The sequence below is a fragment of the Cellulophaga geojensis KL-A genome (assembly GCF_000568425.1).
Lineage (GTDB): Bacteria > Bacteroidota > Bacteroidia > Flavobacteriales > Flavobacteriaceae > Cellulophaga > Cellulophaga lytica.
Genome location: NZ_ARZX01000017.1, coordinates 60,664 through 75,247, shown reverse-complemented (window position 1 = coordinate 75,247; position 14,584 = coordinate 60,664). Strand labels below are relative to the sequence as shown.

The 14,584-nt window shown below is 31.8% G+C and carries 13 protein-coding genes; 3 read left to right on the top strand and 10 right to left on the bottom strand.

Features of this window, described 5'->3' with window-relative positions; genetic code table 11:
* The first annotated feature begins 25 nt into the window (after positions 1–25).
* Positions 26–1,024, top strand: coding sequence for a tetraacyldisaccharide 4'-kinase (gene lpxK / locus KLA_RS12690; RefSeq protein WP_034646258.1), 999 nt, complete (start codon positions 26–28; stop codon positions 1,022–1,024).
* On the opposite strand, the gene KLA_RS12685 is transcribed toward lpxK, so the two are convergent.
* The 9 genes from KLA_RS12685 to KLA_RS12645 all read right to left on the bottom strand — a co-directional run bounded on the left by KLA_RS12685 (position 1,017) and on the right by KLA_RS12645 (position 9,825).
* The gene (locus tag KLA_RS12685; protein WP_034646257.1) at positions 1,017–3,224 is read right to left on the bottom strand and encodes an ATP-binding protein; all 2,208 of its coding nucleotides are present in this window, start codon (positions 3,222–3,224) and stop codon (positions 1,017–1,019) included. The two genes, lpxK and KLA_RS12685, sit on opposite strands and share 8 nt — an antisense overlap.
* Complete coding sequence (gene gap / locus KLA_RS12680) at positions 3,221–4,231, bottom strand: type I glyceraldehyde-3-phosphate dehydrogenase (RefSeq protein ID WP_013620172.1); 1,011 nt, start codon at positions 4,229–4,231, stop codon at positions 3,221–3,223. Before gap ends, KLA_RS12685 begins: the two co-directional genes overlap by 4 nt.
* 63 nt (positions 4,232–4,294) lie before the next feature.
* Positions 4,295–5,170, bottom strand: a complete 876-nt coding sequence (gene lipA / locus KLA_RS12675) for a lipoyl synthase (RefSeq protein WP_013620171.1) — start codon at positions 5,168–5,170, stop codon at positions 4,295–4,297.
* Positions 5,171–5,227: 57 nt separating this feature from the next.
* Positions 5,228–5,797, bottom strand: coding sequence for an RNA polymerase sigma factor (locus tag KLA_RS12670; RefSeq protein ID WP_013620170.1), 570 nt, complete (start codon positions 5,795–5,797; stop codon positions 5,228–5,230).
* Positions 5,798–5,821: 24 nt separating this feature from the next.
* Positions 5,822–6,031, bottom strand: coding sequence for a hypothetical protein (locus KLA_RS12665; RefSeq protein ID WP_013620169.1), 210 nt, complete (start codon positions 6,029–6,031; stop codon positions 5,822–5,824).
* A 56-nt stretch (positions 6,032–6,087) separates the two neighbouring features.
* A complete protein-coding gene (locus tag KLA_RS12660) occupies positions 6,088–6,852 on the bottom strand; it encodes an anti-sigma factor (RefSeq protein ID WP_013620168.1) in 765 nt (254 codons plus the stop codon).
* Positions 6,849–7,412: an RNA polymerase sigma factor gene (locus KLA_RS12655; protein WP_013620167.1), complete on the bottom strand. Its 564-nt coding sequence runs from the start codon at positions 7,410–7,412 to the stop codon at positions 6,849–6,851. The genes KLA_RS12660 and KLA_RS12655 overlap by 4 nt, the downstream gene beginning before the upstream one ends.
* A 206-nt stretch (positions 7,413–7,618) precedes the next feature.
* Positions 7,619–8,635 carry a UDP-N-acetylmuramate dehydrogenase gene (murB, locus tag KLA_RS12650; protein WP_034646256.1) on the bottom strand — a complete coding sequence of 339 codons (1,017 nt, stop codon included), beginning with the start codon at positions 8,633–8,635 and terminating at the stop codon, positions 7,619–7,621.
* Entirely contained in the window at positions 8,635–9,825 is a 1,191-nt protein-coding gene (locus KLA_RS12645; RefSeq protein WP_013620165.1) for a pyridoxal phosphate-dependent aminotransferase, read from the bottom strand. The genes murB and KLA_RS12645 overlap by 1 nt, the downstream gene beginning before the upstream one ends.
* 146 nt (positions 9,826–9,971) lie before the next feature.
* Between KLA_RS12645 and KLA_RS12640 the strand changes: the two genes are divergently transcribed.
* Positions 9,972–11,300 (top strand): aspartyl protease family protein, encoded by a 1,329-nt coding sequence (locus KLA_RS12640; protein WP_034646255.1) that lies wholly within the window; start codon positions 9,972–9,974, stop codon positions 11,298–11,300.
* Positions 11,301–11,351: 51 nt separating this feature from the next.
* Here the strand turns inward: KLA_RS12640 and KLA_RS12635 are convergent, their stop codons facing one another.
* On the bottom strand, positions 11,352–11,750 hold the full coding sequence (locus KLA_RS12635; protein ID WP_013620163.1) for a DUF1573 domain-containing protein: 399 nt from the start codon (positions 11,748–11,750) through the stop codon (positions 11,352–11,354).
* A gap of 194 nt (positions 11,751–11,944) precedes the next feature.
* Between KLA_RS12635 and KLA_RS12630 the strand changes: the two genes are divergently transcribed.
* Positions 11,945–14,578: a valine--tRNA ligase gene (locus KLA_RS12630; RefSeq protein WP_034646254.1), complete on the top strand. Its 2,634-nt coding sequence runs from the start codon at positions 11,945–11,947 to the stop codon at positions 14,576–14,578.
* Positions 14,579–14,584: the final 6 nt, after the last annotated feature.

The following is a 14,584-nucleotide window of genomic DNA, read 5'->3' as shown; positions in this document are numbered from 1 at the left end:
AGATAAAATATTTACTTTCGTTCTTATGCAACTACTCAGAAAATTAGCATTTCCTTTTTCTTTACTCTACGGACTAGTAGTTTATTTGCGTAATTATTTGTTTAATGTTGGTGTGTTTTCTTCAGTATCATTTAAAACGCCAACCATTTGCGTAGGTAATTTAAGTGCTGGTGGTACTGGAAAAACACCTATGATAGAGTTGTTAATACACAACTTGCAAAACCAATATAAACTGGCTGTTTTAAGTAGGGGGTACGGAAGAAAATCTAAAGGTTTATTAATAGCAAACAGCACAACTAGTGTGGAAGAATTGGGAGATGAACCTTATCAAATATACAAGAAATACCCTGCTGTTACAATGGTTGTAGATGGCAACCGTAGAAACGGAATTGCAACCTTAGAAAAGCAAATAAAGCCAGATATTATTTTGTTGGATGATGCATACCAGCATAGAAAAGTTAAGCCAACATTTTCTATACTACTTACTGCATACGGTAACCTATATAAAGATGATTGGTATTTGCCAACTGGCAATTTACGTGATGCTAAAAACGAAGCAAAACGTGCTAACGTAATAATTGTAACTAAATGTCCTGGTGCTATAACTGCAAAAGAACAGCAATTGATACAGCAAAAACTTAAGCCTAAAAAACACCAGCAGTTATTGTTTGCAATATTAAGTTATGCTACTACATTAAAAGGGTATAAGTCTCCGTTAACAATAAACAATTTAAAAGATAAAAAGATAACTTTAGTTACAGGTATAGCAAACCCTAAGCCTTTGGTAAATTTTTTAAGTACACAAGGGCTAGATTTTGAGCATTTAGCGTATAAAGATCATCATTTTTTTACAGATGCAGAAATAGCAAACTTTGCAAGTAAACCATTTGTAATAACTACAGAAAAGGACTTTGTAAGACTGCAGGGTAAGTTAAGTAATTTATGTTATATAGAAGTGCAGCACCAAATATTACATGAGGAAAAAACAAAACTATTAAACAGTATAAAAAATATTGTTAGGTAATTTTTTTATTGAAGATATTTTCTCCTATTTTTTGATAAAAGTAATCTGGTTTAAAAGGCTTGGTAACAATATCATCACAACCAGCCGCGTAAAAATTCTCTACACTGTCATCTAAAGAAATAGCGGTAAGTGCAATAATAGGAATTTCAGAGTCAAACTTTCTAATCTCAATAGTAGCTTCTACACCACTTATACCTGGCATATGAATATCCATTAAAATAGCGTCATAAGTGTTATTTTGGGCAAGCTCTATGGCTTCTGTACCATTATTAGCAATGTCACTAGCCATTCCTTTTTTAGAAAGCATTTTTTTAGTAATTACTTGGTTTATTTTGTTGTCTTCTACAATAAGTAGTTTTAACCCTTCAAAAATAAACTCTTGTGGTATGTACTCATCTTCAGTATTACTTGCGCCTTTGTCTTTGCAAACAAGTTCTATTTCAAAGCTAAATATAGAGCCAACTCCTTTTGTGCTTTCTAAATGTATAGTGCTCCCAAATAAATTTAATAAGTTTTTTACAATTGTTAAGCCAAGACCTGTACCACCGTATTCTCTATTAATTTGTATAGATCCTTGTTCAAAACTATCAAAAATATTTTCTTGTAATTCATTAGATATTCCTATTCCAGTATCCTTTACTTCAAAATAAATAGTACAAATATCTTCAACTTTTTTAAGCTCATTAATGGTAACAGTAACCTCGCCATTTTTGGTGAATTTTATAGCGTTACCAATTAAATTTATTAGTATTTGTGATATTTTGATAGGGTCTCCTAAATGGGCTCTAGATATTTTTTTGTCTATGACCAAATTAAGTTTTGTATTGTTAGATTTTGCACTTTGTTGTAGAGAATCTATAACATCTTTTATAGTTTTTCTTAGGCTAAACTCAATTTGTAAAGTTTCTAATTTTTGAGCATCAATTTTGTTAACCTGTAGTATATCATTTATAAAATTTAAAAGGTAATCTCCAGAAAATTTAAGTGATTTTAAATGCTCTTTTTGATTTTCAGTAGGGTTTTCTTCTAATAGTAAATTGGTTAAACCGGTAACTGCATATAATGGTGTACGTAGTTCATGACTTACTGTAGATAAAAAATTGGTTTTAGCTTCCATAGCTTTAACCGCTTCATCTTTAGCAATTTCTAACTCTTTATTTGTTTTTTGTAGTAAATTATTTGTTTTAATTTTTATTTGATTGTTTCTGTATAATGAAATTGCCAATAAAGAAATGATAGCTAAAATGGCAAAAGCAACAATATTTGTGCTCTCAGACCTATTTATAGATGCTTCTTGCTCTAAATTTTTATCTAATAAAGTTTTTACATCTTGCTCTAATCCTTCAATATGTATATCATTTGCGGTTCTTTCACTGGCTTTACTTGCGGTTATACCGTATAATGAATCTTTTAAATGAATTAGGTTTTTATTAAAAATTAAAGCTGTGTTGTAGTCTTTAATATCTTCATAAGCTTTGCCAACTAGAGTATTAATTTCTAGCATTTCATTTATAAAACCATTTTTTTTAGCAATTGGTAATGCTTCTAATCCAAATTTTATGCAATCTTCAGGATTGTCAAAAGAATTAATTTTTGCTAAACCTAGGTAGCCTTGAGTTGTAAAGTAATCTTTTTCATAAATATCTGAGTTTACAACAAGTGCATTGTAAAATCTAGATGCTTTTAAAAAATTTGTTTTTTGAAAGTTGATGTTAGCCTGGGTTAAAACTATACGGTTAAGTAAATTACGATCATTACTTAGTTGTTTTGCTTCTGATAATTTTTCTTCGGCCTGAAAATTATTTTTATCTAAGTATAAGTAAATAGCCTCTAGATATTTGCTTTCACTAGAGCCGTATGGGTAGGCTATGTTTTTTAATAAAACTCTTGTTCTGTCCCAATAAAACTTAGATCTGGGTACATTGTTTAGTTCTAAATATAAAAATGCATATTTATGAAAACAATCTATTAACCCTTTTTCATCTTCTTTTTTTTCTGCGTAATCGGCAGCTTTTTGTATGGCCTCTAATGCAGATTTTATGTTGTTTTGATTTTTGTTTTTACGAGCAACAGAAAAGTAATAATCTAAATCTTTAAACGCAGTTGGAGATTCTTGAGCAATTGCACAAGAAAACAGTAAGCAACTAAAAATTGCAGTAAGTACTGTTTTAAATATTAGATTATGTTTTACTTTTTTCAAATATATTTTTTTTGAACCAACAAATTTATGAGGTCAATAATTCTACTGCTGTATCCAGACTCATTATCATACCAACCAATGACCTTTACCATTTTACCAATAACAGAAGTCATCTGAGAATCAAACGTACAAGAATAAGAACTATTGTTTACATCAATAGAAACAATAGGATCTTCGGTGTAATACAGTATTTTTTTTAAGTTGTTGTCTGCGTGGTACTTAAATGCGTTGTTTATTTCTTGTATAGAGGTTTCTTTTTTTACATTAAAGGTAATATCTGTTAATGAGCCATTTGGCACCGGTACTCTAATGCCACAACCTCCAATAACTTCTGCTAACTCTGGAAATATTTTAGTTAAAGCTCTGGCAGCACCAGTTGTAGTTGGTATTATAGATTGCCCTGCAGCTCTTGCTCTACGTAAATCTCTATGAGGCTGGTCATGCAGACTTTGATCTGTAGTGTAAGAGTGTATGGTTGTAATATACGCTTGCTCTATACCACATAAGTCGTTAATAACTTTTACCATAGGAGCCGCATTATTTGTTGTGCATGATGCATTAGATATAATGTGGTCTTCTGCTGTTATGTCTGTATGATTTATGCCGTAAACTATCATTTTTATAGCATTATCTGCTGGCGGAACTGATAAAATAACCTTATTGGCTCCGTTTTTTAAATGATAATTTAGCTCTTTTTGAGTTTTAAATTTACCTGAAGACTCTATAACTAAGTCTACATTGCTATTGTGCCAAGGAATATCTTTAGGCGTGCTAGCATTTGTTAAATTTATAGTGTTACCGTTTACTACAATAGTATTTTCTGTATTAGATATATTTTCATTAAAAATACCGTGTACACTATCATACTTTAATAAGTGAGCTAATGTTTTAGCATCTGCCAAATCATTAATAGCTACAACATTTAAGTTTGGGTATTGGTTTAATAACCTAAATAAGGTACGGCCAATTCTGCCGAAACCGTTAATACCAATGTTTATTTTTTTCATTTTAAATACGAAAAAATAATGCTTAATAAAAAGCAGTTTTAGCTACTTGTATGTAGGCTAAAATTAGTTAATATGTTTGTGTGCTTTGTATGATGAGCGAACCAGTGCGCCACTCTCTACGTGTCTAAAACCCATTTCTAGTCCTAGTTCTTCATATTTTTTAAATTGCTCAGGTAAAATAAACTCTTTTACAGGAAGGTGTTTTTTAGAAGGTTGTAGGTATTGGCCAATAGTTACAACATCTACATTTGCAGCTCTAAGGTCTTCCATAACCTTAATAACCTCTTCTTCTTGTTCTCCTAAGCCTAGCATAATACCAGATTTAGTTCTTCTGGCTCCGTTATCCTTTAAATAACGCAGTACATCTAAACTTCTCTCGTATTTAGCTTGTATGCGCACTTCTCTAGTTAGTCTTTTTACAGTTTCCATATTATGAGAAACTACTTCTGGACCAACTTCTATAATGCGGTCTAGGTGAGTGCCTATTCCTTGAAAATCTGGAATAAGAGTTTCTAAAGTTGTTTCTGGGTTCATTCTTCTTATGGCCTTTACAGTTTCTGCCCATATAATAGATCCCATATCTTTTAAATCGTCCCTGTCTACAGATGTAATAACAGCATGTTTAATGCTCATTATTTTAATAGAACGTGCTACTTTTTCTGGTTCTTCCCAATCTACATCTTCCGGTCTTCCTGTTTTTACACCGCAAAATCCGCATGATCTTGTACATACGTTACCAAGAATCATAAATGTAGCTGTGCCTTCTCCCCAACATTCTCCCATATTAGGACAACTACCTGATGTGCATATAGTGTTAAGGCTGTATTTGTCTACTAAACCTCTTAACTGTGTGTACTTTTTACCAGTAGGTAGTTTTACTCGTAACCATTTTGGTTTTCCCTTAGGCGGTTTTACGTTATCTACAGTGTTAATACTCATAAAAATATTTTGTACAAATATACAAACAAAATAGCGTTAGTTATAATAGAGTAGAGGTCAAGATTTTGGTTTTGCTGTTATAATTTGAGCAAGTAGTTTTTTTGCGCGTAGTAGTTTTACTTTTACACTATTTATAGGTTCATTAAGCTCGGTTGCAATATCTGCATAGCTTAATTCATTAAAATAACGCAAGTTTATAATTCTTTGGTAAGCAGGTTTTAGCTTTTTTATGTCTTGTAAAAGATTGGCTAAATTTTGTTCTATTATTAATTGGTCTTCTATGGTAGGTGCATCATCTAATACTTTTATAACATCATCATTGCCATAATTCATATTTTCAAGTACGCTACGCTTTCTTTTTCTAAATAAATCTACGTGTAAATTTTTACCAATAGTAATTAACCAAGTTTTAAACTTGTAGTTACCATCATAGGTGTTTATTTTATCAAAAGCTTTAGAGAAAGTTTGTATTGTTAGGTCTTCTGCGTCGTTTTCGTTTTCGGTTCTTACAAGTAAAAAGCCGTAAACATCGTTCCAAAAGGCGTCTAAAAGGTTGCTAAAAGCAATTTGGTTACCTGCTTTAGCTTTGGTTAAGTTGGCGTTAAGTTCTTCTTCAGATAATTTCATAAAAAAAGGCAAATTTTCATTTGCCTATTGTATTTCTGTTGATGCCTCCATTTTGCAATCTTGCTCCGCAGGTAGTTTGCCGCACATACCGCAAGCTTGTCCGTCTTTATTTAAAAAAGGACTTTGGCTAGCACACGTCCCTGCAAATTTGCCATCTTTCTTTGCCCAAATTTTAATTGCAATTCCTGCAAAACCAAGACTAAGAAGGCCTATGGTTAATAAAACTAGTTTCATAATTAAATTTTAAGCAAAGATACTAATTATAGCTTTTATATGTATACACTTTAACGTTAGTTTGCGTATGATATATTAGCTACAATATTTTCTACTGTTGGTGTTTTGTTACCACCTTTAGGTTCTATTGTAATATAACCCATTGCATTTTCTCCGTAAGGTAATGCTAGTAATTTGTCTTTATCTGTAATGTCTTTAATTATACCAATATTAATCATTTTACCATCTACTTCTGCCCACATTTGTAAACATTGGTCTTCTGGTAAATTAGGTATGTTTTTTACATTTATGTATGATAATTTTTTAACAGGGTTAATGTAAGCAACAGCTTTTAATTCTTTAGCTTTTGTGTTGCCTTTTACATTGTACCTTTTTGTTTTAGGGTTGTTAAGTACAATAAATTGGTTTCTAACATCCTCTAATTGTTGTTTCATATTGTTTTCAATAGTCTTCATTTTATTGTTAACAATAGTGTTTTCTTCTTGTAACGATTTGTTTTGATTCCAGAAGAAGAAAGAAGCAGCTGCAAAAACAAAAGCTAATGAACAAGCAATAGCAATGTACCTGTAAAATTTACTGTGCGATTTTTTCTCTGCTTTTACTCTTTCAAGAATTTTGTTTTTTAAACCATCTGGAGCATCAATAGCATGTAGTTTTGCAAAAATTTCTAAATTTTCTTGCAACTCGTTGTACGTTTTGCTTACCTCTGGGTACATAGCTATGTAGCGCTCTACCCTAAGCGTTTCTTCTGTAGTTGTAGTATCTAAAAGATACTTTTCTAGAAGATCTGATTCTAAGAATTTTTTTATTTTATCTGTCATAACAAAAATGATATAAGTATTGTTAATGCGGTAGAACCGTATATTTTCTTTAATTCTCTTAGTCCAATTTTTAATCTAGACTTAATAGTTCCTAAAGGAATATTTAATTCTTCGCTAGCCTCTTGTTGGGTCATCCCTTCAAAAAATAAGGCTTCAAGGACAATTTTATATTTAGACTCTAACTTGTGTAAGTTATCTTTAACATCCATAAGTTCTGGTCTAGTGCTTTCTGTACCTAAATTATATACGTCTGAAACGTCTATTTGGATTTCCTTATCTGATTTTGTGTTTACACTTCTAAGTTTGTCTATAGCTGTATTACGGGTAATTCTAAATAACCACGTAAATAGTTTAGCCTTAGAGGAGTCATAAGAGTCTGCTTTTTTCCAAATTTTCACAAAACTTTCTTGTAGTACGTCCTGTGCTAAGTCTTCATCTCTAACAACTTTGTTAGCCACACCAAATAAAGTATCACCATAATGGTCGTACAATAAAGATATTGCTTTTTCATCTCTATCTTGTAGTAATTCTACAATATGTTTTTCAAGTAGTGTACTCATTCTAGTTGTGTTACGCTATTTCTGTAAATTTTTTTTACACTGCGGCATCCAAATATACATTTACTAACGTATATAGTTAAACGCAAGATTACAAAAATGATTGCGATAATTAAAATATTTACAACTTAAGTAGGCAGCTGGTTACTGCCACTTATTTTTGGTTAGTTTGGTTTGGTATAACCCCTGTTCCATTTTGGTTTCAGGGGTTATTTTATGATATTAACTTCTGCTTCTATCTGAATGTTAAACTTCTCTAAAACAGAATTTTGTATTTTTTTTGATAGCTCAAGAATTTCATTTCCTGTAGCATTACCATAGTTAACTAAAACTAGCGCTTGGTTTTTGTGTACGCCAGCATCTCCATATCTTTTTCCTTTAAATCCGCATTGTTCTATAAGCCAGCCAGCTGGTATTTTGTACGTATTGTCTGGCAGGGCGTAAAACGGAGCATCAGGGTTATTTTGGCTAAAGTTATCAAAAATTAATTTGTCTACTATTGGGTTCTTAAAAAAGCTGCCGCTATTTCCAATTTCAGCCGGATTTGGCAGTTTACTTTTTCTAATAGCTATAACAGCATCAGAAACATCTTTAATAGTAGGTTTTGTAATATTGTTTTTTTGTAGTTCTGTTTTTATTGCACCATAAGATACCTTTAAATTATGGTCTTTTTTGGTTAGTTTTAAAACTACAGATGTAATAATGTATTTGCCTTTTCCTTCATTTTTAAAGAAAGAATCTCGGTAGCCAAATTTACATTCTTCTTTGGTAAAGCTGTGTATTTCTCCGCTTTTTATATGTAATGCATTACAGCTTACAAAGGAGTCTTTTAGTTCTACGCCATATGCACCAATGTTTTGTATAGGAGCAGTACCTGTATTACCTGGTATTAGAGACATATTTTCTAGTCCGCCATAGTTATGGTCTAAAGACCAAAGTACAAGATTATGCCAATTTTCACCTGCCATAACATTTAGCCATACATTGGCACTATCTTCTTTACTAATGCTTATGCCTTTAATAGCAATGTGTATAACCAAAGCATTAATATTAGTGGTAATAAGCATATTGCTACCACCACTAATAATAAATTTGTTTGGGTAATTTGGTAATGCTACAGCTTCTTTTAACTCTTCTACGGAAGTTACCTCGCAGAAGTATGATGCTTTAGCGTCTATACCAAATGTATTGTATTCCTTTAATGATATGTTTTCTTTAATAACCATTAATCTTGGTATACAGCTAAAGCTTCTTTTAAGATGTTTACGGCTCTTTTTAAGCTTTCTTTATCTAAAACGTATGCTATTCTTATTTGGTTTTTGCCTAAACCTTTTGTAGCGTAAAAGCCAGCAGCAGGTGCAACCATAACAGTTTCATTATTAATATTAAAATCTTCTAAAAGCCACTGAGCAAATTTATCTGCGTCTTTAATAGGTAATTCTGCTATGCAATAAAAAGCTCCTTGTGGTTTAGCAACACGTACGCCTTTTACTTTTTCTAATTCTGTTATTAATATGTTTCTGCGTTCTACATATTCTTCAATAACATTTGTAAAATAACTATTAGGTGTTTCTAAAGCAGCTTCACTAGCAATTTGTGCATATGTTGGCGGAGATAGTCTTGCTTGTGCAAATTTAAGAGCTGTTTTTACAAGTTCTTTGTTTTTAGAAACAAGGCACCCAATACGAGCACCACACATACTATATCTTTTAGAAACAGAATCTACAATTATTGCATTTTCCTCTAAACCTTCTTCCTGTAAAATAGAGTAGTGCTCTTTACCGTCATATGTAAACTCTCTGTATACTTCATCTGCAATTAAAAACAAATTGTGTTTTTTTACAATTGCAGCTAGTTTTTTTATTTCTTCTTTACTGTATAAATAACCAGTTGGATTGCCTGGGTTACAAATTAAAATTGCTTTAGTTTTAGAAGTTATTAATTTTTCAAATTCTTCTATAGGTGGTAATGCAAAGTTATTTTCTATTTTAGATACTACAGGAACAACATGTACACCAGCTGCAGTTGCAAAACCGTTATAGTTTGCATAAAAAGGTTCTGGTATAATAATTTCATCATCAGCATCAGCAATGCTACCCATTACAAAGGCTAAAGCTTCAGAGCCTCCAGTTGTTACAATAATTTCTTGTGCGGTAACATTAATATGCTGCTTTTTATAATACGCAGCTATTTTTTCTCTATATGTTTCAGACCCCTCTGTTCTGCTATAGGCAATAACATCTAATGTATTATTTTTTACTGCATCTAAAGCTACTTGGGGAGTTTTAATATCTGGCTGACCAATATTTAAGTGAATAACATTTATTCCTTTTTTCTTAGCGTTTTCTGCATAAGGTACCAATTTACGAATTGGTGATTCTGGCATTGCTAGCCCTTTTGTTGAAATTGATGGCATAAAAAAATATTTTAGGCAAAAATGAGAAATACAAGCATAGAAAACAACACCATAATGCTTAATTTTTATCTATTTAAGACCATAAATTAAGTAGGTTAACATTTTTTTTTGTATTTTATATGGGTATATGCTGAAAATCAGTACCAATGAAACTAAAAGCTTTAATTTTTTGTATGCTTTTTTCAATAGTTTCTGGAGCTCAAACTTTTGAGTTGCCAGAAGGTAAAAAGTATGAGAAAATTAAGTTTAAACTAGTAAATAACCTTATTGTTTTACCAGCAAAAATTAATGGAGCTCAGTTTACCTTTATATTAGATACTGGGGTAAGTAAGCCTATTCTGTTTAATTTTGCTGATCAAGATTCTGTAGATATTAAAAATGTATCAGAAATTACAATAAGAGGATTAGGTGGTGGTGAGCCAATAAAAGCGTTAAAATCTACAGGAAACTTATTAGAACTAAACTCTTTTAAGAATGCCAATCAATTGGTATATATAGTTTTAGATAAAGACTTAAACTTTTCTCCTAAATTAGGAATGCCTGTACACGGAATTTTGGGGTATGACTTTTTTAAAAATCATATTGTAGAAATTAACTATACAAATACCTTTATTAAGGTGCATAACCCTAAAAATTATAAACAATCTAAAAATAAGAAAATAGAATACTTACCACTAAGTTTAGAGCGTAAAAAGGCTTACATAGAGGCTAAAGCACTAGTTAAAAAAAATACTGTGCCTGTTAAATTACTTATAGATACAGGTAGTAGTGATGCTGTTTGGCTTTTTGAGAATAAAATAAAAGGTATTTCTATACAGCATAAATATTTTGAAGATTTTTTAGGGAAAGGGTTAAGTGGAGATATATATGGTAAAAGGACCAAAATAGATCAGTTTAAGTTAGGAAGTTATGTTATTAAGGATACAAAAACAGCTTTTCCAGATAGTATTTCTGTAAAATACTTAACTAAAAAAGGAGAACGTAATGGTAGTGTTGGAGGAGAAGTCTTAAAACGATTTAATTGGGTTTTTGACTATCCTAATAAACAAGTTTCTTTCAAAAAAAATTCTAACTACAAAAAGCCATTTTGGTTTAGAACTAGTGGTATGGCTTTACAACATGGTGGTTTGCGCTATATTAAACAAAGTAGGGTAAATGCAAAAAAAGGTCTTGGTAATGTAAGTAATAATAGTTTTGCTTCTAATGTAACTGTTAGTTATGATAATGAAGTTGTAATAAGCTTAGTGCCGCAAATAGTTGTGTCAAACCTTAGAGAAGGGAGTCCTGCTAAAGATGCTGGCTTAAAAATAGGAGATGTTATATTAGAAGTAAATAAAAAAGAAGCACACAAATATAAGCTACAAGAGTTAACGCATATGGTAGATGATTTGCCAGGTAAAAAAGTAGTGGTGCTAGTAGAGCGTAGAGGAGAAAGGCTACTTTTTAACTTGCGTATTAAAAATTTATTTAAATAAAAAAGGCACTCTAAAAATAGAGTGCCTTTTGTTTATTGTGGTGTGTTGTAATTATTGTGCTACCGATTTAGCTTCTACAAGTTCACCTTTTATTTTTAAAACCTTAGTTGGCGTTTCTGCATTAGAAATAACAGTAATTGCTTTTCTAATAGGCCCTGCAGGTCTTTTAGTGTCGTATTTTACTTCAATTACACCAGTTTTACCAGGCATAATAGGCTCTTTTGGTTTTTTAGGAATAGTACATCCACAGCTAGAGTTTACCTTGCTAATAATTAAAGGAGCATCTCCAGTATTTGTAAATTCAAAAACTCTAACACCGTTACCACCACGTTCAACTTTTCCGTAGTCTACAGTTTCAGTTTTAAATTCAATTTTAGCCTTTTTGTCTTGTGCACTTAGGTTAAATGCTAGTAGGCCAACAAATAATACTAATACTATCTTTTTCATCATTTTGGGTTTAAATTAAGATCAAATATACTATTTACTATTTAACCTTTAAAAATTCTTTTGTTATGTGATAACGTTACTTATTTTTGTTTCGTATTTAAACACAGTAAAAATCCTTAATTTTTCTTTAAATTTGCAGGCTTTATTGTTAAAATTAAATACTCACGCTAAGAGTAAAACAAAAACTATACCAAAGAATGGAACTTGCATCAAAATACGATTCTCAAAAATCTGAAAACCAGTGGTATGACTATTGGTTAAAACATAAATATTTTCATTCTACTCCAGATGACAGAGAGCCATATACCATTGTAATACCACCGCCAAATGTTACAGGTGTGTTACATATGGGGCATATGTTAAATAACACAATACAAGATGTTTTAATACGTAGAGCTCGTTTACAGGGTAAAAACGCATGCTGGGTTCCTGGTACAGATCATGCATCTATAGCAACAGAAGCAAAAGTTGTAGCTAAATTAAAAGAAAAGGGAATTAATAAGGCCGACTTAACAAGGGAGGAGTTTTTAAAGCATGCTTGGGATTGGACAGATGAGTATGGAGGCGTTATTTTAGATCAACTTAAAAAATTAGGATGTTCTTGTGACTGGGACCGTACGTCTTTTACTATGGATGACCATATGTCTGCATCTGTAATAAAAGTTTTTGTTGATTTATACAACAAAGGAAAAATATACCGTGGTTACCGTATGGTTAACTGGGATCCTGAGGCACAAACTACCTTGTCTGATGAAGAGGTTATTCATGAAGAAAAACAAGGGAACCTTTATTATATCAATTATAAAATTGAAGGATCTGAAGATACTTTAACTATTGCAACTACACGTCCTGAAACTATTTTTGGTGATACTGCAATATGTATAAACCCAAATGATGAGCGTTTTACTCATTTAAAAGGTAAAAAAGCAATTGTACCAATAGTAAATAGAGTTATACCTATTATAGAGGATGAGTATGTAGATCTTGAGTTTGGTACTGGTTGTTTAAAAGTTACGCCTGCTCATGATGTAAATGATAAAAATTTAGGTGATAAGCATAACTTAGAAGTGGTAGATATTTTTAATGCAGATGCTACTTTAAATAGCTTTGGTTTGCATTATGAAGGTAAAGATAGGTTTGTTGTTCGTAAAGAAATATCTAAAGAGTTAGAAGAAAAAGGTTTTTTAGTTAAAACAGAGCAACACTTAAACAAGGTTGGTACATCAGAACGTACTAAAGCAGTAATAGAGCCAAGATTGTCGGATCAGTGGTTTTTAAAGATGGAAGAGTTGGCTAAGCCAGCTATAGAGGCTGTACTTGGAGATAATGCTGAGGTTAAATTGTTTCCTAAAAAGTTTGAGAATACTTACCGTCACTGGATGGAAAATATTAGAGATTGGAATATTTCTCGACAGTTATGGTGGGGACAGCAAATACCAGCTTACTATTTTGGAGACGGTAAAGATGATTTTGTTGTAGCAGAAAATAAAGAAGATGCGCTAAAATTAGCTCAAGAAAAATCTGGTAACACGGCATTAACGGCAGAAGATCTACGTCAGGATGAAGATGCATTAGATACGTGGTTTTCTTCTTGGTTGTGGCCAATGAGTGTTTTTAATGGTGTTTTAGAACCAGAAAACGAAGAAATTAAATACTACTACCCAACAAACGACTTAGTTACTGGTCCGGATATTTTATTCTTCTGGGTTGCACGTATGATAGTTGCTGGGTATGAATATAAAGATCAAAAACCTTTTGAAAACGTTTACTTAACTGGCTTGGTTAGAGATAAACAAAGATGTAAAATGTCTAAATCATTAGGAAATTCTCCTGATGCTCTTAAGTTAATTGAAGAGTACGGTGCAGATGGGGTTAGAGTAGGACTTTTGTTGAGTTCTGCTGCTGGTAACGATTTAATGTTTGATGAAGCCCTTTGCCAACAAGGTAAAAACTTTGCGAATAAAATATGGAACGGATTTAGATTAATAAAAGGGTGGGAGGTAGCAGATATAGCACAACCTGAAGCATCTAAAATTGGACTAGAGTGGTACAATGCTAAGTTTAATAAAACATTGTTAGAGATTGAAGACCATTTTAGTAAATACCGTATTTCAGATGCATTAATGGCAATTTATAAATTGGTTTGGGATGATTATAGCTCTTGGTTGTTAGAAATTGTAAAACCAGCCTACCAGCAACCAATAGATAGAACTACGTATAATGCTTTAATTACAGTTTTTGAACAAAACTTAAAATTATTACATCCGTTTATGCCATTTTTAACTGAAGAAGTTTGGCAACATATAGAGGATCGTAAACCAGAGCAAGCATTAGTTGTGGCACAATGGCCAGAGCAACAAAAGGTAGATGAAGCTGTAATTGCGAATTTTGATTTTGCAGCCGAAGTTGTGTCTGGAGTAAGAACCATAAGAAAGGAGAAAAACATACCAATGAAAGAAGCTTTAGAGTTATCTGTGTTAAATGCAGAAAATGTATCTAAAGAGTGGGATGTTGTTATTGCTAAGCTTACTAATGTTTCTTCAATTTCTTATACAGATGCAGCTGTAGATGGGGCACTATCTTTTAGAGTAAAATCTAATGAGTATTTTATACCAATGGTTGGCGCAATAGATATTGAAGCAGAAATAAAAAAGATTGAAGAAGAGTTAAAATACACTAAAGGCTTTTTAATTTCTGTACAAAAGAAACTAAGTAATGAGCGTTTTGTAAACAATGCACCAGAAAAGGTTATTGAAATAGAGCGCAAAAAACAAGCAGATGCTGAAGCAAAAATTGAAACTTTAGAAAAAAGCTTAAAAGGTTTGCAGTAAGCCTTT

Bases quoted from the DNA above. Each gene is read 5' to 3' on its own strand.
- lipA (WP_013620171.1), bottom strand. From the start codon at position 5,170: ATGAGTATTAACACTGTAGATAACGTAAAACCGCCTAAGGGAAAACCA.
- KLA_RS12665 (WP_013620169.1), bottom strand. From the start codon at position 6,031: ATGAAACTAGTTTTATTAACCATAGGCCTTCTTAGTCTTGGTTTTGCA.
- KLA_RS12670 (WP_013620170.1), bottom strand. From the start codon at position 5,797: ATGAAATTATCTGAAGAAGAACTTAACGCCAACTTAACCAAAGCTAAA.
- KLA_RS12630 (WP_034646254.1), top strand. From the start codon at position 11,945: ATGGAACTTGCATCAAAATACGATTCTCAAAAATCTGAAAACCAGTGG.
- KLA_RS12635 (WP_013620163.1), bottom strand. From the start codon at position 11,750: ATGATGAAAAAGATAGTATTAGTATTATTTGTTGGCCTACTAGCATTT.
- KLA_RS12640 (WP_034646255.1), top strand. From the start codon at position 9,972: ATGAAACTAAAAGCTTTAATTTTTTGTATGCTTTTTTCAATAGTTTCT.
- murB (WP_034646256.1), bottom strand. From the start codon at position 8,635: ATGGTTATTAAAGAAAACATATCATTAAAGGAATACAATACATTTGGT.
- KLA_RS12660 (WP_013620168.1), bottom strand. From the start codon at position 6,852: ATGACAGATAAAATAAAAAAATTCTTAGAATCAGATCTTCTAGAAAAG.
- KLA_RS12645 (WP_013620165.1), bottom strand. From the start codon at position 9,825: ATGCCATCAATTTCAACAAAAGGGCTAGCAATGCCAGAATCACCAATT.
- gap (WP_013620172.1), bottom strand. From the start codon at position 4,231: ATGAAAAAAATAAACATTGGTATTAACGGTTTCGGCAGAATTGGCCGT.
- KLA_RS12655 (WP_013620167.1), bottom strand. From the start codon at position 7,412: ATGAGTACACTACTTGAAAAACATATTGTAGAATTACTACAAGATAGA.
- lpxK (WP_034646258.1), top strand. From the start codon at position 26: ATGCAACTACTCAGAAAATTAGCATTTCCTTTTTCTTTACTCTACGGA.